Origin of the sequence: Acidovorax sp., from assembly GCF_022763525.1 — a bacterium.
Lineage (GTDB): Bacteria > Pseudomonadota > Gammaproteobacteria > Burkholderiales > Burkholderiaceae_C > Acidovorax.
Genome location: NZ_JALEGG010000103.1, coordinates 12,680 through 30,428 on the forward strand (window position 1 = coordinate 12,680; position 17,749 = coordinate 30,428).

Consider the following 17,749-nt stretch of genomic DNA (forward strand, 5'->3'; position numbering starts at 1 on the left):
CGACCCAGGCCAGGGCCGCCGCGCAAGGGCCGCCAAGCTGCGCAGGCAGCACTTCGCTTGCGTGCGCTGGCGGCCGCTCAGGGGGTTGCACTTCATCTATCCCGCGCGAACACGGCGTCGAACGCACCGGCGGCGGGCTTGAAATCCAGCCGCTTGCAGAACGCCGCGCTCTCCGTGGCGCCGTGCACGCGGTCCATGCGGCTGTCTTCCCACTCCACCGAGAGCGGCCCCTGGTAACCAATGTCGTTGAGCGCAACGATGATGGACTCGAAATCGATCATCCCGCGCCCCACGCTGCGAAAGTCCCAGTTCCGACGCGCGTCGCCAAAGCTGGTGTGCCCGCCGAACACGCCCACCGTGCCATCGCCCTTGCCCCACCACACGTCCTTCATGTGGGCGTTGTAGATGCGATTGCCGAACTGGCGGATAAACCGGATGTAGTCCACGCCCTGGTAGGCCAGGTGGCTGGGGTCGAAGTTGAAGCCGAAGCGCTTGTTGCAGCCCACGGCTGCAATCGCGCGCTCGGCCGATGCGATGTCGAACGCGATCTCGGTGGGGTGCACTTCGAGTGCAAAGTTGATGTCGTGCTCTTCGAACACATCGAGGATGGGGCCAAAGCGCTTCGCAAAATCAGCAAAGCCCTTGTCCCAATACGCCTGCGTGGTGGGCGGAAAGGCATAGATCGAATGCCACACCGATGAGCCGGTGAAGCCCGTGACCGTCTTCACGCCAAACTTGGCGGCAGCGCGCGCTGTGTCCGACAGCTCGGCCGCTGCGCGCTGGCGCACGCCTTCGGGCTCGCCATCGCCCCACACATGGGGTGGCAGGATGGACTGGTGGCGCTCGTCGATCAGATCGCACACGGCCTGGCCCACCAGGTGATTGCCGATGGCAAAACACGCAAGGCCGTGCTGGGCCAGCAGTGCATGTTTGTCTTTGACGTACTGGGGCGACGACAGCGCCTCCTGCACGTTGAAATGGTCGCCCCAGCAGGCCAGCTCCAGGCCGTCGTAGCCCATGCTTTTGGCAAGCGGAGCAAGTTCTGCCAAAGGCAGGTCGGCCCACTGGCCGGTGAAGAGGGTGACGGGTCTTGGCATGGCGGCTCCAAGGGGCGTGTGGTTGCGGATGTACAAGCGGCAAGCAGCTATCTTTTCAATAGCTGCTTGCGCTTGATGAATAAGCGCTACAGGCCTATTTGATTCAAAAAACCATCAGAACGGCGAGTCCGGGAAGTAGAAGTCCTTCGCCGTTTCCTTGGTGATCAGCACCGACGGAATGATGGTGTTGGCGGGCAGCTTCTCGCCCTTGATCCGCGCCTCGGCCGTGAGCTTGATCGAGTCATAAATGAACTTGGGGCTGTACGACACGTTGGCCTGGATCAGCGGGTTGCTGCCATCCATCAGCGTCTTGATCATGCCCTTGGCACCCGCGCCGCCGAACACCAGCTTGATGTCCTTGCGCTTGGCTTGCTCGATGGCCTTGAGCACGCCCACGGCCATGTCATCGTCGGCGGCCCACACGGCGTCGATCTGCGGGAAGCGGGTCAGGTAGTCCTGCATCACCTTGAAGGCATCGTCGCGGTTCCAGTTGGCGTATTTGGCGTCCAGCAGCTTGATGCCGGGGTGGTTCTTCAGCACGCTGTTGAACGCGTCCATGCGCTCGTTGTCCAGCGTGGTCGCAATACCGCGCATGGCCACCACGTTGCCCTTGCCGCCCAGCGCCTTGGCGATGTACTCGGCCGGAATCTTGCCGAACGCAGTGTTGTCACCCGCCACATACGCGTCCTGCGCGCTGGTGTCTGTCAGGCCCCGGTCCACCACCGTCACGTACACGCCCTTGGCCTTGACCTGGGCCACTGGCTTGGTCAGCGCCGCCGATTCGAACGGGAAGATCACCAGGGCATTGATCTTGTTCACCGTGACCAGGTCTTGCAACTGGTTGGCCTGCTCGGGCGCGCCGCCTGCCGTCTTCACGATGACCTGCAGGCCAGGGTGGGCCTTTTCCAGGTCCTTCTTGGCCTGGTTGGCCCAGTACACGATGCCGCCGGTAAAGCCGTGCGTGGCCGACGGAATGGCCACCCCCACCACCGTCTTGTTGGCCTGCGCCATGGCGGGGGCGGCCAATGCCAAGGCGGCGGCGCCCACGGCCGAGAGGGCCAGGCGGCGGGTGAAAGAAAGTTGGCTGTTCATGCGTTGTCTCCTGTTGCTTTGGAATATGGCCATGGAAGCTGGCCGGCTGGGGAACACCTTGAAAAACAAATGCACGCAAAGAGTGGCTGGAAAACTCAGCGAAGCGGTCCTGGCTAGGCGCTGTGTCGCAGACAGTGCGAGTAGCACGGCAAGACACAGCAACAACGCCAGGAGAGTTGTTCCAACCACTCCATCACCGCTTGCCCCTCTGCATGAAGGCCACCGCAATGATCACGAAGCCCTGCACGGCAGCATTCAGGTACACGCTGATGATGCTGGTGAGGTTGAGGATGTTGCTGATGACCGACAGCAGGATGGCACCCACCACCGTGCCGGTGATGCTGCCCGCCCCGCCCTTCAACACCGTGCCGCCCACGATGACGGCGGCAATCGCCTCTAGCTCCCACAGCAGGCCCGTAGTGGGCGATGCAGAGCCCAGGCGCGGCACATACAGCAGCGTGGCAATGCCCACGCACACCCCCAGCAGCATGTACGTGAGGATCTTGATCTTGTGCACATCCACCGCCGCGTACTGCGCCACCTGCTCGTTGGAGCCGATGGCCTGCACATAGCGGCCATAGGCCGTGCGGTTCAGGATGACGCCGCCCACGATGGCGACCAGCAGAAAGACCCACACCGGAATCGGCACGCCCAGCAGGTTGGCGTAGTACACCGGGCTGTAGATGTCCGACAGATCGTTCTCCAGCGTGATGGCCCCGCCGTTCGAAAAATACGTGAGGTACGCGCGGAAGATGCCCAGCGTGCCCAGCGTCACGATGAAGGGCTCGATGCGGCCCTTGGTGATGAGCAGGCCATGCACCAGCCCGAACACCGCACCCAGCACCACCGCCAGCAGCATGCCCACCACCACGGCCGCCATGGGCGAGCCCAGCACGGGCGCCATGGCGTTCATGAACAAGATGACCGAGCCCGCGATCAGCGCCGCCATCGACCCCACCGACAAATCGATGCCGCCCGAGATGATCACAAAGCACATGCCCACCGCGATGATGCCGATGAAGGCCGTGCGCGTGAGCACGTTCATCACGTTGTCGTAAGTGGCGAAGTTGCTGTTGAGCAGCGTGCCGACAATGCACAGCAGCACCAGGCCAATGACCGGGCCCAGGCCGTGCAGCTTGCCCCACCAGGCGCTGGCACCTGTGGCGGCCGCAGCGGCATGGCGGCTGCCGCCTGCCTGCGGGGCTGCGGCGTTTTCCGCCGGTGCGTTAACGGGTACCTGTGGCATGTGCGATCAACTCCTCTTCGGTCAAATTTGGCTCTTGGAGCGTGGTCTGCAGCCGCCCGGCGCGCATCACCGCCACGCGGTGGCACAGGCCGATCAGCTCCATCAGTTCGGACGAAATCACCACAACCGCCAGCCCCTGCTCTGCCAGGCGCTGCACCAGGTGGTAGATCTCGCGCTTGGCGCCCACGTCCACGCCGCGCGTGGGCTCGTCCAGCACCACCACGCTGGGGCCGGGGTGCAGCACCTTGGCCAGCGCCAGCTTTTGCTGGTTGCCGCCCGACAGCGACGACGCGCGCACCTCCAGCGACCCGGTGCGGATGCCGAACTCCTGCACCGCATCGCGCAGCGCGGCCTGCTCGGCCGCCGGGTCCAGCCAGGGCTTGGCATAGCGCTCCAGCGCCATCAGCGTCAGGTTGGGCCGCAGGCCAAAGTGCACATGCAGGCCCTTGCCCTTGCGGTCTTCGCTCAGATACGTCAGGCCGTGGCGCGCCGCATCGCGCGGGCTTTTCAAATTCACCGGTTTGCCCGCCAGCTCCACCGTGCCGGCCGAACGCGGGCGCAGGCCCAGCAGGCCCTCGAACAGCTCGGTGCGGCCCGCGCCCACCAGCCCGGCAAAGCCCAGGATCTCGCCACGCCGCACGTCAAAGCTCACGTCCTCGGCCCAGCCCGGCACCGTGAGGCCGCGCACTTTGATGGCGGGCTCTCCACCCGCAGGCGCAGGCAGCTTGGGCGGGAACAAATCCGCCAGCTCGCGGCCCACCATCAGGTTGGCCATCTGCCGCCGCGTCACGCTGGCCGTGGCCTCGCGCGCCACCAGTAGGCCGTCGCGCATCACCACCACCTCGTCGGTGGTGCGCTCCACCTCGTCGAGCTTGTGCGATATGTAGATGATGGTCACGCCCGCGGCCTTGAGCCCGGCCATCAGCGCAAACAGGCGCTCCGTCTCGCCGGGGGTCAGCGTGGCGGTGGGCTCGTCCATGATGAGCAGGCGCGCATTGCGGGCCAACGCGCGGGCAATCTCCACCAGCTGCTTTTCGGCCACGATGAGCTTGCGCACGCGCGTGTCGGGGTCCAGTGGCAAACCCACCTGTGCCAGGGCAGCGCGCGTCTTCTCGCGCATCGCCTTGTCGTCGAGGAAGGGGCCGCGCTTGATCTCATGGCCCAGGAAGATGTTCTGCGCAATCGTCAGGTCGTCCGCCAGGTTGAACTCCTGGTGAATGAGCACAATGCCCTGCGCCTCCGCCGCGCGCGAGCCGCCGCCCGGGGCGCGCACCGCGCCATCCACCACCACCTCGCCGGTGGTGGGGCTCTCGTACCCCGCCAGAATCTTCATCAGCGTGGACTTGCCCGCGCCGTTCTCGCCCAGCAGGCCATAGACGCGGCCCGGCTGCAGCGCAAAGCCCACGCCGTGCAGCACGCGCACGGGGCCAAACTCTTTGGTGACGTTGCGGAACTCGACGGCTACGCTCATCGCACAGCCCCCACACCAACGCCCGCAGCCGACCCCGCCCCGGAGATCGAGCCCACGCGCGACAGGCTCTCTTGCATGGCCAGCACGCCCGCGCCCACCACACCGGCATCGTCGGCCAGCGGCGCGTATTGAATCTCCAGGTGCCGCGTAGAAAGCGCCAGCGACCGGTGGTACACGCTTTGCCGCACCGACGCGAGGAACAGCGGCCCCATGTCCGTCACCCGCCCCGCAATGAACACATGCGACGGGTTGAAGAAGTTGACGATGGACGCCAGCATCTGCCCCACCAGGCTGCCCGCGCGCTGGATGATGGCGTTGGCCGCCACATCGCCCGTGCGGCTGGCCTGGGCCACGTCTTCAATGGTCAGCGTGCCGGTGCTTTGCAACCGCTCGGCCAGCAGCGCGCTTTCGCCGCGCTGCGCCGCCTCCGTGGCCATGCGCGCCATGGCGGGCGCTGCGGCCATCGCCTCCACACAGCCCTGGTTGCCGCAGTGGCAGCGCGGGCCGTGCTGGTCCACACAGATGTGGCCCACGTCGCCCGCCGAGCCATTGGCGCCCCGGTACACCTGCCCGTGGCACACGATGCCGCAGCCAATGCCCGTGCCCACCTTGATGACCAAGAAGTTGGGCAGATTCCGCTGCAGCCGGTACATCTCGCCCAGCGCCATCAGGTTCACGTCGTTGTCCACAAACACCGGCGCGGCAAACGCCTCGCGCAGGTAGTCGCGGATGGAAAAGCCGTCCCAGTCGGGCATCAGCGGCGGGTTGACGAGCTGCCCGCTTTCAAAATCCACCGGCCCCGGCACGCCCATGCCAATGGCAATCACCTGGTTAGGCGCCAGCCCGCAGCGCGCCAGCAGCTCGCGCATCAGCCCCCGCACCCGCGCCAGGATCACGCCCGGCCCCTGGCGCACATCAATCGGCTCGCGGTGCCGCGCCAGCACCGTCATGTCGGGCCGCATCACCGCGATTTGCATGCTGGTGGCGCCCAGGTCGGCGCCAATCACCACGCCCAGGGTTTCGCTCAACCGGAGGGTTTCGGCACGCCGGCCGCCAGAGGATTCCTGCAGGCCCACCTCGTCGAGCAGGCCCTCATCGAGCAACGCCGCCACCATGGCGTTGGCCTTGCTCTTGGAATAGGCCAGGCGCTGCGCCAGCGCATTGCGCGACGCGCCGGCAGACCAGAAGATCGTCTGCAAGACGCTCAGGTCTTCGGCGCCGCAGTGACTCCAGCGGGTGGATGGCAAGCTTGTCTCCTGTCATGTTTTTGTGCAGCACCTCATGGGGGTGGGTGCTTGACAGGAATGCTATGCGGTCTACTTTGGCCGGGCAAGACTGAACTTTGGACAATTAATGGTCAAAGTTCAGTCTTCGCTTTGTTGAAATAACCCGCTGAACTCATCAGACCAAAAAGGGCTTTCTCGTTTTAGGAAGTGGTACGACGTGCTAGATGAACTAACCGCGTCGTTCGTGACGTGACGCAAATCACTGGAACTCAAAAAAACAGTTCCAACAAGATGATCTCTGCCCGGCGAGTCCAGGATACGGCTTGCATAAACGCGCAGCGCAGTAGGCAAATCCCCCCCATCTTTATCTTGCATTGCCAGACTTATTAACTGATCAGGATTTAGCCCCTCGAGGCCAGCAACCATTACTCCAGCACGACTGCGACTAAACTGATTGGACGCAGAATCTTTTAATGTACGTTCGATACTACTCATGAGGGTGTCATCCTCTTTGCTCTGCAACACAAACACCAGGGCACCATTTAAACCGGTAGACATCGCCACTATCTCCTTGTTTTCTGTGCCAGTGAGTTGATCAAGTAATCTACGATGCTCACTCTGTGTAGATTTTGCAATCAAGGCATTGAAGGGCGACGGTTCAAACCGAATTACATTTACAGTTACACCATTAAATTCCGCAATCCCCGTTCTTCCTGACAATGCTAAAGAACTAACCAAATCAGACAAGGCGACCCGATCTTTATAAGCGACAGGCAGTCTCTTTTCGACAGTAACCACGACAGCCACACCGTCAGGCGACAACTTCAATTTTTTCCAATTTTGGGAGCGAATTAACCAAAAGAAATCCAGAGCCTCACGTCGCGTTATTTTGCGTCCTTTGTCTTCCGAGAACGACTTGCACTCTAACTCCAGACCGTTGGGACCAATATCCTCAACTAGCAGATCGTAGATCCGCTGACCCTCCACATAGGACTGCGCCATCTCAGGCCAGGACACCTTCTTACCCTGTCGCAAAAAATGGGTCGCCGTCGCCAACTCGAGGCGCAACGCACGAAGATCCGAAGGGTTATTTTTTATGCAGGCTCGCACCCGGGAGCGAAATCTCTCAGCACCCAACCCATTTACCGCCTGGATTACTGACAATACTTGCGCCGCAAAGCTAGATGCTGAGTAGTGGCTGTGATCGTTGTACTGCTGGACCGCAACACCTCCGAAGCGCCCCTTCAAATCTCGAAGTTGCTCCAACTGAAAAGCGATTGAGCTCTCCTGTTGATGATATTCGTGCAAGAATGGATTTCCCTTGATCTCTTGCCGAATACTCGCAACACGCTCCTTCCAACAACCCTCTCCTATCTCTTTCGAGAAGCGGTCATATATCTCTGGAATGTCTTTAGTATGAAGTTCAATACTTAGCATGATGTGACCAAGGAGAGGTCTCGCACTCCCCAATTTATTTAAATTGCACGATATTATCCCAGCAGTAACTCACCCGCCCCTTAATGCAAACCCCATATAAAACATCCGCACATCGCTGAGCCCGCCTCTCGCAAAATTGCCTCATCCTCCCCAGGCGTCAGCCGCTGCGCCGCCAGGTCCAGCATGGGCTGGCTGGGGCCCACGCCGTCAAAGCGCCAGCCGGGGTGCGTCAGCGCCATGTCTTCCAGCTCCGGCCCATCCGAGTCCAGCCCCCAGCGCAACCGCGAGCGCGATATAGGAAGCACATCCTCAACGCAAATCTCGGGCCGGCACGTCCACCTGTTCGCACCATCGGCGGTAGTCAGCCCGCCGATCCGCCGTAGTAATCCGCTGCAGCACCGCATGGTGCGGCCCCAGGTACTCCACGCTCCCCTTGACCACCACATGCACAAGCAGCGTTTCGGTACCCGTCGCCTCCCACCAGTCCACATTGCCGGCAGGCTCGTGGATGTAGTCGCCCGGCCGCACCACGCGGCCGTCGTTCAGGCGGCGCTCGCCCGCCAGCGTCAGGGCATGCACTTCGCCTGTGTGGCGGTGCAGGCCCAGCCGCGTGCCGGGCGACAGGCGCATCAGTTCCACCCAACCGGCATCGTCGGGCAAGAATTGAATGGGTAGGGACCACTTGCCTTCGCCTTCAGGAATCCAATCCGCCAGGCCCGCGCGCTCCAGCGTCTGGGCCACGATCACGTCGGTAAGGTGGTTGTTCGTTGTCGTCATCGTCATGTCGGTGCTCCTGGGCAGTTGTTGGTTGGTGGATTGCTTGATTGCTTGACCGCTTATTGCTCGGGGTGCTGGTGGCGGTATTCCTGCGTGCGGCCGCCGAAGCCGTACGCGGTGGCGCGCACGTCCTGCACGTAGACATAGCTTTCGGGGTGCAGCGCGCCCAGCAGGCCCTCGAAGGCTGCGAACGCCTCGGCGATGTAGCGCGCCTTTTCGGCCTTGGTGTTGGTCTCGTCCACCACCTTGACGTCGAAGTAGAAGCTCGACTGTTTCAGGTCGGCCAGCGACCGGCCGGCGACGTACCAATCGGCCGGGTCGACAAAGGTGATGACCACAGCGGTGAGGTCGCGCCGCTTGCCGAGCACGCGGGTGGTCAGGTCCAGCAGGGTTTCTGCAATGCGGGCAGACAGCTCGGGCGTGCGTTGGGCAGACACTTTGACGTTGAGGATGGGCATGGAGGGCTCCTGTAAAGACTCATGGGGTTGAACGAGCCTTCACTGTAGAAATTGCACCCCGCCACGGAAACCGCCCGTGGCGATAATGGCTTTTGCTCCGCACGCAAAGGCGCGCACGATGAAAAAAGAACCCCGCTCCTTCCTCCCCGATCCGGCCGACCTGCGGTGGTTAGTGCGGTCGCTCGACCTGCGCTCGTTTTCTGCGGCGGCGCGTGAAATGGATGTGGCGGTGTCAGTCGTCGCGCGTGGTGTGGACCGGCTGGAGGCCGGCTACGGCGTGCGCTTGCTGCGCCGGTCCACGCACGGCCTGTCGGCCACGCCCGAGGGCGCAGAGCTGGCGCAGGAGGCGCGTGCCTTGCTGGCGCAGCTGGAGGACATTGGGGCTTCACTGTCGGACCAGCGCAGCCGCGTGGCGGGCACCTTGCGCCTGGCCTCCAGCCAGGAGATTTGCGAGGCGCTGGTGTTGCCCCACCTGGCGGACCTGCAGGCGCGCTACCCCGCGCTGCGGGTGGAGCTGCTGGCCGATGACCGTGTGGCCGACCTGGTGACGGAGGGCATCGACGTGGCGCTGCGCACCACCGTAGGCCACAGCGACCTGGTGGTGGCGCGCGAACTGGGCCGGTTCGAGCGGCGCCTGTACGCGGCCCCTGGATATTTGGAACAGCACGGCACGCCCGCCGAGCCTAGCGAGCTGCAGCAGCACCACACCGTGACGCACACAGCGCAGGGGCCTGCCGTGACCTGGGCGTTTCGCAATGCACAAGGCAAGCCGCTGGAGGTGACCGTGCGCTCGCGTCTGGCCGCCAGCAGTTCGGCCCTGGTGCACCACGCGCTGGTGGGCGGCGCGGGGATTGGAATGTTGTCCAGCCCACTTGCGGCAGCCGATGTGGCGCAGGGCCAGTTGGTGGAGGTGCTGGCGCCTTTTGCGTCGCGCACCGTGCACACGCTGTACGCGGTGTCGTCACCGGGCCGGCGCAATGCGGCCAGGGTGAGGGCGGTGATTGATTTTCTGGTGAAGGCGTCGAAGGACCGGTGGGCGCTGGCGCCTGTGCGTTGAGGGCGTTTTATGCACCACCCAGCTGGCTGGCCGGGGGCTGCTGACCCCAGCTGCAAGACAGCCTGGGGGTGAGCAAGGTGCGGGCATGTGGGTCAATGAGTTGGCCCGCTTTCGTTGGTTGCTAGCAGGCCGTTGCCACCCAGCCTCTGAACGCAAAGCCCATGTAAAACATCTGCACATCGGTGAACCCAGCCTCGCGCAGAATCGCCTCGTCTTCCTGCGGCGTCAGTACCGCCAGCTCTGCAGCCACCTTGTCCCGCGCCTTGGCCGCGTGCTCCGGCGGCACACCGGACGCCCCCTGAAACGCGGCGTAGCGTGACAGCCATAGGTCGCGCTCCCCTGCCCCGCCCTCGCCGCCACGGCCTGCACCATCCGCCGCACTCAGATGCGCCAACACCAACGGCGCGCCGGGCTTGAGCCGCCGCCGGATCTCCGCCAGCATGGGCACACGGTCCTCGCGCGGCACAAAGTGAAAAGTCAGCAGACATGTGGCGCCATCGAACGGCCCGGCCGGTGCGCTCTGCACATAGCCGTGGTGCAGCGCCACACGGTCGCCGGGCACGCCGGCGCTCTGCAGCCGCTGCGCCGCCAGGTCCAGCATGGGCTGGCTGGGGTCCACGCCGTCAAACCGCCAGCCGGGGTGCGCCAGCGCCATGTCTTCCAACTCCAGCCCGCCGCCCGCGCCCACCACCAGCACGCGACCATCGGCGGGCACATGCTCGGCCAAGAGGATGCGGGACATGCGCAGCAAGCTGTCGTAGCCGGGCACGTTGCGGTGGGGGCCATCGGCGTAGCGGGCGACGGCGGCGGGGTCGGTGAAGGGGGATGCGGTGGGATGAGACATGGGGGGGTCTGGTGTGCGGTGGGTGCGACGGTTGGCGATGGGCTGGGTCCGCCGGTTTGCCAAGCCCGCGCAAGGTTTCGACAGGCTCAGCCCGAACGGTTGGGGTGGGCAACGTATCAAAGAAATCAAGCCAAATTGGCCTCTAGCGCTTATCCCTCAAGCGCTAGCAGCTATCAATTCAGTAGTTGTCTGTTCGTGCGCCAGCACTGTTTCTGGTTGCATGCTAGCATCACGCAACTTTAAATGTTGCATGAAACGAGATAGCCGCCTTTCCAATGTCCTCCACGCACTGCTGCACATGGCAGAGATGGAGGGGCCCGCCACGTCCGAGGCGATGGCGCAGGCCATGCAGACCAACCCCGTTGTGGTGCGCCGCCTGATGGCGGGGCTGCGGTATGCGGGCTTTGTGTCGTCGGCCAAGGGGCATGGCGGCGGGTGGGTGCTGTCGTGCCCGCTCACCGACATCACGCTGCGCGACATCTACGAGGCGCTGGGCGCGCCCACGCTGCTGGCGGTGGGCAACCGCGTGGAGAGCCCCGGCTGCATCGTGGAGCAGGCGGTGAACCGCGCGCTGACCGACGCCTACCAGGCGGCCGAAGAAGCGCTGCTGGCGCGGCTGGGCGAGGTGACGCTGGCGCAGCTGTCGGCCGAGTTTCATGAACGCATGGTGGCCGGGTGCCACGGTCACAAGGAGATTGAGCATGGCGACGGCAGCAATGACAACCACCCAGGCGTATGAGGTGATCGTGATAGGCGGCAGCTTTGCCGGCCTGTCGGCCGCAATGCAGCTGGCGCGTGCCCGGCGGCGGGTGTGTGTGGTGGATGCAGGCCAGCCGCGCAACCGGTTTGCGGCAGCGTCGCACGGCTTCTTCGGGCAAGACGGCGAGCCGCCGCTGGCGATGCTCGAGCAGGCCCGCCGCAAGCTGGCGGCCTACCCTACGGTGGGTTTTGTGCAGGGCACGGCGGTGTCGGCCACGGCGCAGCAACGCGCCGGGTCACCAGAGAACGGGTTTGAAGTGGTGCTGGACGATGGAGCAACCCTGGAGGCCCACAAGCTGGTGCTGGCCTTTGGCGTGCAGGATGGTTTGCCCGAGATTGCCGGCCTGCGCGAGCGCTGGGGCGCATCGGTCTTGCACTGCCCGTATTGCCACGGCTATGAATTTGCAGGTCAGCGGCTGGGCGTGCTGTACCACTCGGCAGGCTCGGCCATGCACGCGCAGCTGATTGCCGACTGGGGCCCGACCACCCTCTTCCTGAATGGCGACACCACGCTGGAAAGCACCGAGCGCAAGCGGCTGCTGGCGCTGGGCATCACCATCGAGCCCGCGCCCATCGCCGCGTTGGAAGGCCCAGGCCAGGTTCTGCAGGGCGTGCGGCTGCAGACTATAGGCGGCGGCGATGCTCGGCTGGTGCCGCTGGATGCGCTGTATGTGGCCGCCACCACCCGCCCCGCCAGCCCGCTGGCCGAGCAACTGGGTTGCGCGTTCGACGATGGGCCCATGGGGCCTTGCATCCGCACCGACGCAAACACCCGGATGACCACCGTGCCCGGCGTGTATGCGGCGGGCGACCTGACGCTGATGCGGCACAACGCCACGCTGGCCTCGGCCGAAGGGGTGCTGGCGGGCGTGGGGGCGCACCACGCGCTGGTGTTTGGGCAATAAGAGCAGCTAACAAAACTCTTCTGGCGTTGTTGCCGCGTCTTGTCGTACTGCTCGTACTGCGTGCGACACAGCGCCTAGCCAGAACCGCTTCGCTGATTTTTGTCAGCCGCTCCAAGTAGCGCGGCGCTGCCGCCGCACCAGGCCACAAACTAGCAAGATCGGCTAAGTACCGGCGCGCAAGCTGCGGCACACTCTGCGGCCATGAGCCTGGACCAGAGCGCCGATCAGCACTACCGCGATCGCGTGGCCCGCGTGGTCGCCCACATCGTGGCGCACCCGCTGGCAGCGCATCGGCTGGAGGACCTTGCCGCCATTGCCCACTTTCCCCCTTTCCACTTCCACCGCGTCTACAGCAGCATTGCGGGTGAAACCGTGGCCGCCACGGTGCGCCGCGTGCGCTTGGCTTTAGCCACGCGGCTGCTGGAGCAAGGCGGGCAGAGCATCACGCAGGTGGCGCTGGAGGTGGGCTACGACAGCCCGCAGGCCTTCACCCGCGCGTTCAGCCAGTTCACCGGGCAGTCGCCACGGGCGTTCCAGCGGGACATGCACCGCCTCATCCTTGATCCCGGCGCCGCAAACGCGCATGCAAAGGCCGAGCAAACGCTGGCCGTGCAGATCGTCGAGCGCCCGGCGCAGCGCCTGCATGCATTGCGCCACCAGGGGCCGCCATCCACCATCCCCCACACGCAGCGGCGGCTGTACCTGCAGTGCGGCCAGCGCGCAGTCCACCGGCTGGGCGCATCGTGCGGAGACCCGCAGGACCTGGGCGGCAGCTTTCGCTACTACGCGGCCGTGGTGCTCCCCGAAGCGCCCTCAGCGGCAGACAACGGGCTGGAACGGCTGGACATCCCGGCAGGCCTGTATGCACGCCACACGCTCACCGGCCCCTACTCGCGCATCAACGCTGCACTGGCGGCCATCCACACGCGCTGGCTCCCCGCCAGCGGCTACGAGCCGGACGACCGCCCCACGCTGGAGCACTACCTCAACTCCCCGCGCAACGCCGCGCAGGCGGACCTGCGCACCGACCTGCTGATTCCCATCCGCCCCACCACCTCCCTATGACCCGTTTTCGCCGGCTCTTTCGTTCCCTTTTGCCCGCAGCGCTGTGCTGCGCCGCCACCCTGGCCCACGCTGCAGGCTTTGCCTTCATCGAGGTGCCTGCAGACAAGGACGGGCCCGCGCTGCGCGGCGCCGTGTGGTCGCCCTGCAGCACGCCGCCGGGCCGCATTGACCTGGCGCCGCTGGTGCTGCAAGGCACGCGTGACTGCCCCGTAGCTGGCCAGGGCCTGCCGCTGGTTGTGGTGTCGCACGGCGCCGGCGGATCGGCCCTGGGGCACCACGACACGGCGGCCACGCTGGCCGATGCGGGCTATGTGGTGGCCGCCATCAGCCACCCGGGTGACAACTTTCAGGATCTGAGCCGCCAGGGCTACCTGTCGGCCTTTGCCACGCGGCCAGTGGACATGAAGCGGCTGACGGATTACATGCTGGGCGCTTGGCCCCAGCGCGCGCAGCTGGACGCGGGCAAGGTCGGTTTCTTTGGCTTTTCACGCGGCGGCTACACGGGCCTGGTGGCCATCGGCGCCGTGCCGGACTGGACGTCACGGCAAGACTTGTGCTCGCCGCTATCCACCCGGCCCTTGTGCGGCGAGATCCGGCGCAAAGAAATCCCCGCCACGCCCGCGCCGGACCCGCGCATTCGGGCGGCAGTCATCGTCGACCCCTTGAGCGTCTTCGATGCCAAGGGCCTGAGGCACGTCAAAACCCCCATCCAGTTGTGGGCCTCGGCGCTGGGTGGTGATGGCGTCACGCTGCAAAGCGTGGAGACGGTGCGCCAGGGTCTGCCCAGCGCGCCCGACTGGCAGCTGGCGGCCAACGCCGGGCACTTCGCCTTTCTGGCGCCCTGCTCGCCAGCGCTGGCCGAGGCAGCGCCGGACATTTGCCGCGATGCACCGGGGTTTGACCGGGTGGCCTTTCACCAGAAGTTCAACGCGCAGGTGCTGGCCTTTTTTCAGCGGCACATCGCGGCATCCAAAGCGCCCTGAGCGCTGTTCCGCAATCCCCACGCCGCAGGACCCTTGGGTTGACGCAACCCGCAGCGGGCACCTACACTGCCTCATCGCGTCTGATCCCTTGGGTCGGAGCGAACCACCAAGCCCTCCACCACCGTCGAGGGCTTTTTTTCGCCCTTCGTTTGAAAGCTCTCCCTGCTTGCAGAGAGGGCTTTTTGCATTTCTGGAGCCGTTTCTCATGCCCACGTCCTTCACGCAACCCGCCGCTGCAAGCGTTGCCAGCGCCACCCCGCCCCGCATTCACCTGGTCATTGGCCCGGTCGGCGCGGGTAAATCGACTTTTGTGCGTCAACTGGTGCAGCAGCACCGCGCTGTGCCATTGAACCTGGACGACTGGATGGCCACGCTGTTTTCGCCGGACCGGCCCAGCAGCCCAGACACGGCGGACGTGATGGCCTGGTACGTGCCGCGCACGCTGCGCTGCCTTGCGCAGATCTGGAAAACGGCAGAGGCCGTGCTGAATGCGGGGGGCGATGTGGTGCTGGAGGTGGGCCTGATTCAGCAGGCACAACGCGACGCCTTCTATGCACGCATGGGACCATGGGCGGATGCCGTGGTGGTGTACGTGCTGGACGCCCCGCGCGAGCTGCGGCGCGAGCGTGTGTTGCGGCGAAATACTCAGCAGGGCGCAACGTTTTCGATGGTGGTGCCACCGCACATCTTTGAGTTGGCGAGCGATTTGTGGCAACCGCCCGACGAAGCGGAGTGCGCAGAGCGGAAGGTCGTTATCGTGCCACCGGGAGCACTGCGGCGCTGAAATCAGCAAAGACTCTGGCAGGCACCGCATCCGACGGATGGCCCGCATCCGCGCCGACGACGGGCTCCAAGGCGTACACCCAGCTGCTGTACAAACACCAGGCCGACAGCGGCCTCGCTCATCATGTTCAATCCAGCAGGAGAAAAACGTGTCCCTTCGAATCACCGTTGATAACCATGGCGCCTTTGTTGCGCACTGCCGCCTGAGCTGGCTTCAGGATGACGTGCAGCAGCAGTTGGACGAGCAGCGCATGACCAGCGGCATGACCTGGTCTTTCACCTTGCCGGAAGGCAACATCCGGAATCTGCAGCTGCAGGTACAACACGAAACGAACTTGGTTTGGCAACCCCGGCGCGACACTGGGACGCTGCTTTGGCCGCAACCGGCTGTGGAGTTCAATGGCGGGGAGGCAAAAGTCGAGATCCGTGGAACCGCATTGCTCCTTTACGCAGTGAGATGGACAAACCACTGACGTGCGGTGACCGTCGGCCGGTGGTGGTGCGGCCGGTGGTCCCATGGCCCGGATGATCTGAAGCCTTCAGCCTGCCTGCCGGGGCCGCCGCAGCGTCCACAGCGCAGCAGCCATCAGCGCCACCCCGGCCAGCTGCACAGGGCTGAGCGTGCGGCCGTACACGGCCCAGTCCACCAGCACCGCCGTGAGCGGGTACACAAACTGCAGCACCGCAATGCGCCCCAGCCCCAGGCGCGCCATGCCCGCAAACAGCACCACATAGGCCAGGCCCGTGTGCAGCACGCCCAGGCCCAGCAGCCAGCCCCAGGCGGCGCCCAGCGGAGGCCAGCCCAGCGCCCAGGGCGCCCACGCCAGCGCCACCGCGCCCACCAGGCATTGCCACATGGCCATGGCGAAAGGGCTGATGGCCTTTTGCGTGTTGGCCAGCAGCGTAACGCCCGCGTAGCACAGCGAGCCGCCCAGGCACAGCAGCACGCCAGCCAGGTAGCTGCCGTTGCTGGCGTGGGCGTCTTCCGGCGTGGCCGCCGCGCCATCCAGCAGCCCGGTGGTCAGCACCAAGCCGCCCAGCGCGACCAGCGTGGCCAGCCACTGCGTGCGCGAGATGGCCTCGCGCAGAAAGAGCGCGCCGATCACGATGACCCAGATGGGCTGGATGTGGAACACCACCGTGGCCACGCCAATGGATGTGCGCGGGATGGCCGCAAAGAACATGGCCCAGTTCATCACCATGAGCACGCCCGTGGCGCAGGCCACCCAGCGCGCCTTGCCGCTGAGCAACAGCTCGCGCCCCCGCCCTGTGGCCAGGCACCACGCCAGCAGCGCCAGCGCGCCAAAGGCGCAGCGGAACCACACGGTGACCAGCGGGTGCTGGCCCGCCTCCTCCACAAACACGCCGATGGTGCCCAGCAGCACGCCGCCAGCGATCAGCAGCCACTGGCCGTCGCGCTCGCGGGCCGGTGGGGGTAGCGGTGACGCGGCGGCAACGGGCTCAGTAGTGACTGCGCTGGCTTGGGAAGAAGTCATGGCGTCGATGCTCGGGCATCTGGGCCATGGTGTAAAACGGATAAATCGAACGGATACCATTCGATAAACGAATTCACTTCAACGCGCGCATGAACTACCCGGATTTCCAGATCGACTGGCTGCGCGCCTTTGTGGCCGTGGTGGATGCGGGCTCGCTCTCGGGCGCGGCGCCGCTGGTGCACCGCTCGCAGTCGGCAGTAAGCATGCAGATCAAGAAGCTGGAGACCGCGCTGGGCCGGCCTGTGCTGCTGCGCGGGCCGCGCCACCTGGAGGTGACGCCCGCCGGGGCCGAGCTGCTGTCGTACGCGCGCCGTGTGCTCGATCTGCAGGCTGAGGCGCACGCTGCCCTGTTCGGCCCCAAGCTGGCGGGCCGGGTGCGGCTGGGGGTGCCGGACGACTATGCGTCGGCTTACCTCACGCCGGTGCTGCGCAGCTTTGCCCACCGCTACCAGGGGGTGGAGATTGAGCTGACGTGCGAGCAGTCCACCTCGCTGATTCCGCGCATCACGCGCGGCGAACTGGACCTGGCCCTGGTCTCGCAGGACAAGCCGCAGCGTGGACGCTTTCTGTTTGACGAGCCGCTGGTGTGGGTGGGCTCTCCGCAGTTTGAGGTGTGGCGGCGCGACCCGCTGCCGATTGCGGTGTACGAGTCAACCAGCATGGCGCGGCAGGCCACCCTGGCCGCGCTGGGCACACGCCGGCGCGGCTACCACCTCGTGTACCACAGCCCCAGCCTGGCGGGCCAGCTGGCCGCGGTGGAAAGCGGACTGGCCGTGGCCGTGCTCACGCGCTGCAGCGTGCCGGCGCATTTGCAGATTTTGCAGAACCTGCCGGCGGAGTTTGAGCTGCCGCCGCTGGATGCCATGCACGTGGCGGTGCTGCGCAGCAAGGTGTCGCAGCGGCAGCCGGCGGTGGATGCGATGTATGAACAGGTGGTGCGGACGCTGGGAAGAGGTGCGCACGTTGACGGCGGGTTAAGGCAACGCTGACAACCACAGCAATCCTGCGGCCACAAGGCACTTGCGCGACCGCAGTGGCGACCCGGTCGCGTTC

At 65.2% G+C, this 17,749-nt stretch carries 18 protein-coding genes; 8 read left to right on the forward strand and 10 right to left on the reverse strand.

What is annotated here, in order from left to right; genetic code table 11:
* Positions 1 to 92: 92 nt before the first annotated feature.
* The 8 genes from MRY84_RS08070 to MRY84_RS08105 all read right to left on the reverse strand — a co-directional run bounded on the left by MRY84_RS08070 (position 93) and on the right by MRY84_RS08105 (position 8,804).
* Positions 93 to 1,097, reverse strand: a complete 1,005-nt coding sequence (locus MRY84_RS08070) for a sugar phosphate isomerase/epimerase (protein WP_291505213.1) — start codon at positions 1,095 to 1,097, stop codon at positions 93 to 95.
* A gap of 114 nt (positions 1,098 to 1,211) precedes the next feature.
* A complete protein-coding gene (locus MRY84_RS08075) occupies positions 1,212 to 2,189 on the reverse strand; it encodes a substrate-binding domain-containing protein (RefSeq protein WP_110961224.1) in 978 nt (325 codons plus the stop codon).
* Positions 2,190 to 2,382: 193 nt separating this feature from the next.
* Complete coding sequence (locus MRY84_RS08080) at positions 2,383 to 3,435, reverse strand: ABC transporter permease (RefSeq protein WP_291505214.1); 1,053 nt, start codon at positions 3,433 to 3,435, stop codon at positions 2,383 to 2,385.
* Entirely contained in the window at positions 3,416 to 4,906 is a 1,491-nt protein-coding gene (locus MRY84_RS08085) for a sugar ABC transporter ATP-binding protein (RefSeq protein WP_291505215.1), read from the reverse strand. Before MRY84_RS08085 ends, MRY84_RS08080 begins: the two co-directional genes overlap by 20 nt.
* Positions 4,903 to 6,114 carry an ROK family transcriptional regulator gene (locus MRY84_RS08090; protein ID WP_291505244.1) on the reverse strand — a complete coding sequence of 404 codons (1,212 nt, stop codon included), beginning with the start codon at positions 6,112 to 6,114 and terminating at the stop codon, positions 4,903 to 4,905. Before MRY84_RS08090 ends, MRY84_RS08085 begins: the two co-directional genes overlap by 4 nt.
* 156 nt (positions 6,115 to 6,270) lie before the next feature.
* A complete protein-coding gene (locus MRY84_RS08095) occupies positions 6,271 to 7,569 on the reverse strand; it encodes a hypothetical protein (RefSeq protein ID WP_291505216.1) in 1,299 nt (432 codons plus the stop codon).
* A gap of 309 nt (positions 7,570 to 7,878) precedes the next feature.
* Positions 7,879 to 8,352: a cupin domain-containing protein gene (locus MRY84_RS08100; protein ID WP_291505217.1), complete on the reverse strand. Its 474-nt coding sequence runs from the start codon at positions 8,350 to 8,352 to the stop codon at positions 7,879 to 7,881.
* Positions 8,353 to 8,405: 53 nt separating this feature from the next.
* Positions 8,406 to 8,804 carry a 4-oxalocrotonate tautomerase family protein gene (locus tag MRY84_RS08105; protein WP_056063965.1) on the reverse strand — a complete coding sequence of 133 codons (399 nt, stop codon included), beginning with the start codon at positions 8,802 to 8,804 and terminating at the stop codon, positions 8,406 to 8,408.
* Positions 8,805 to 8,922: 118 nt separating this feature from the next.
* Here MRY84_RS08105 and MRY84_RS08110 point away from each other — a divergent pair, with 118 nt between their 5' ends.
* Positions 8,923 to 9,861: a LysR family transcriptional regulator gene (locus tag MRY84_RS08110; RefSeq protein ID WP_291505218.1), complete on the forward strand. Its 939-nt coding sequence runs from the start codon at positions 8,923 to 8,925 to the stop codon at positions 9,859 to 9,861.
* 121 nt (positions 9,862 to 9,982) lie between these two features.
* Here the strand turns inward: MRY84_RS08110 and MRY84_RS08115 are convergent, their stop codons facing one another.
* Complete coding sequence (locus MRY84_RS08115; protein ID WP_291505219.1) at positions 9,983 to 10,705, reverse strand: class I SAM-dependent methyltransferase; 723 nt, start codon at positions 10,703 to 10,705, stop codon at positions 9,983 to 9,985.
* A gap of 250 nt (positions 10,706 to 10,955) precedes the next feature.
* Between MRY84_RS08115 and MRY84_RS08120 the strand changes: the two genes are divergently transcribed.
* From MRY84_RS08120 to MRY84_RS08145, 6 genes are all read left to right on the forward strand, one after another.
* Complete coding sequence (locus MRY84_RS08120) at positions 10,956 to 11,444, forward strand: Rrf2 family transcriptional regulator (protein WP_291505220.1); 489 nt, start codon at positions 10,956 to 10,958, stop codon at positions 11,442 to 11,444.
* Complete coding sequence (locus MRY84_RS08125) at positions 11,407 to 12,369, forward strand: NAD(P)/FAD-dependent oxidoreductase (RefSeq protein ID WP_291505221.1); 963 nt, start codon at positions 11,407 to 11,409, stop codon at positions 12,367 to 12,369. Before MRY84_RS08120 ends, MRY84_RS08125 begins: the two co-directional genes overlap by 38 nt.
* Before the next feature lie 201 nt (positions 12,370 to 12,570).
* Positions 12,571 to 13,434: an AraC family transcriptional regulator gene (locus tag MRY84_RS08130; RefSeq protein ID WP_291505222.1), complete on the forward strand. Its 864-nt coding sequence runs from the start codon at positions 12,571 to 12,573 to the stop codon at positions 13,432 to 13,434.
* Positions 13,431 to 14,417, forward strand: a complete 987-nt coding sequence (locus MRY84_RS08135) for a dienelactone hydrolase (RefSeq protein WP_291505223.1) — start codon at positions 13,431 to 13,433, stop codon at positions 14,415 to 14,417. Before MRY84_RS08130 ends, MRY84_RS08135 begins: the two co-directional genes overlap by 4 nt.
* Positions 14,418 to 14,622: 205 nt before the next feature.
* A complete protein-coding gene (locus MRY84_RS08140; protein WP_291505224.1) occupies positions 14,623 to 15,201 on the forward strand; it encodes an ATP-binding protein in 579 nt (192 codons plus the stop codon).
* 148 nt (positions 15,202 to 15,349) lie between these two features.
* On the forward strand, positions 15,350 to 15,673 hold the full coding sequence (locus MRY84_RS08145) for a hypothetical protein (protein WP_291505225.1): 324 nt from the start codon (positions 15,350 to 15,352) through the stop codon (positions 15,671 to 15,673).
* A 66-nt stretch (positions 15,674 to 15,739) separates the two neighbouring features.
* Here the strand turns inward: MRY84_RS08145 and MRY84_RS08150 are convergent, their stop codons facing one another.
* Positions 15,740 to 16,696 (reverse strand): EamA family transporter, encoded by a 957-nt coding sequence (locus MRY84_RS08150; RefSeq protein WP_291505226.1) that lies wholly within the window; start codon positions 16,694 to 16,696, stop codon positions 15,740 to 15,742.
* 89 nt (positions 16,697 to 16,785) lie between these two features.
* Here MRY84_RS08150 and MRY84_RS08155 point away from each other — a divergent pair, with 89 nt between their 5' ends.
* A complete protein-coding gene (locus tag MRY84_RS08155; RefSeq protein ID WP_291505227.1) occupies positions 16,786 to 17,685 on the forward strand; it encodes a LysR family transcriptional regulator in 900 nt (299 codons plus the stop codon).
* The last annotated feature ends 64 nt before the right edge of the window (positions 17,686 to 17,749 follow it).

Coding starts and splice junctions, on each gene's coding strand:
- MRY84_RS08110 (WP_291505218.1), top strand. CDS start 8,923: ATGAAAAAAGAACCCCGCTCCTTCCTCCCCGATCCGGCCGACCTGCGG.
- MRY84_RS08155 (WP_291505227.1), top strand. CDS start 16,786: ATGAACTACCCGGATTTCCAGATCGACTGGCTGCGCGCCTTTGTGGCC.
- MRY84_RS08130 (WP_291505222.1), top strand. CDS start 12,571: ATGAGCCTGGACCAGAGCGCCGATCAGCACTACCGCGATCGCGTGGCC.
- MRY84_RS08150 (WP_291505226.1), bottom strand. CDS start 16,696: ATGACTTCTTCCCAAGCCAGCGCAGTCACTACTGAGCCCGTTGCCGCC.
- MRY84_RS08095 (WP_291505216.1), bottom strand. CDS start 7,569: ATGCTAAGTATTGAACTTCATACTAAAGACATTCCAGAGATATATGAC.
- MRY84_RS08125 (WP_291505221.1), top strand. CDS start 11,407: ATGGCGACGGCAGCAATGACAACCACCCAGGCGTATGAGGTGATCGTG.
- MRY84_RS08105 (WP_056063965.1), bottom strand. CDS start 8,804: ATGCCCATCCTCAACGTCAAAGTGTCTGCCCAACGCACGCCCGAGCTG.
- MRY84_RS08100 (WP_291505217.1), bottom strand. CDS start 8,352: ATGACGATGACGACAACGAACAACCACCTTACCGACGTGATCGTGGCC.
- MRY84_RS08135 (WP_291505223.1), top strand. CDS start 13,431: ATGACCCGTTTTCGCCGGCTCTTTCGTTCCCTTTTGCCCGCAGCGCTG.
- MRY84_RS08120 (WP_291505220.1), top strand. CDS start 10,956: ATGAAACGAGATAGCCGCCTTTCCAATGTCCTCCACGCACTGCTGCAC.
- MRY84_RS08085 (WP_291505215.1), bottom strand. CDS start 4,906: ATGAGCGTAGCCGTCGAGTTCCGCAACGTCACCAAAGAGTTTGGCCCC.
- MRY84_RS08115 (WP_291505219.1), bottom strand. CDS start 10,705: ATGTCTCATCCCACCGCATCCCCCTTCACCGACCCCGCCGCCGTCGCC.
- MRY84_RS08075 (WP_110961224.1), bottom strand. CDS start 2,189: ATGAACAGCCAACTTTCTTTCACCCGCCGCCTGGCCCTCTCGGCCGTG.
- MRY84_RS08140 (WP_291505224.1), top strand. CDS start 14,623: ATGCCCACGTCCTTCACGCAACCCGCCGCTGCAAGCGTTGCCAGCGCC.
- MRY84_RS08080 (WP_291505214.1), bottom strand. CDS start 3,435: ATGCCACAGGTACCCGTTAACGCACCGGCGGAAAACGCCGCAGCCCCG.
- MRY84_RS08070 (WP_291505213.1), bottom strand. CDS start 1,097: ATGCCAAGACCCGTCACCCTCTTCACCGGCCAGTGGGCCGACCTGCCT.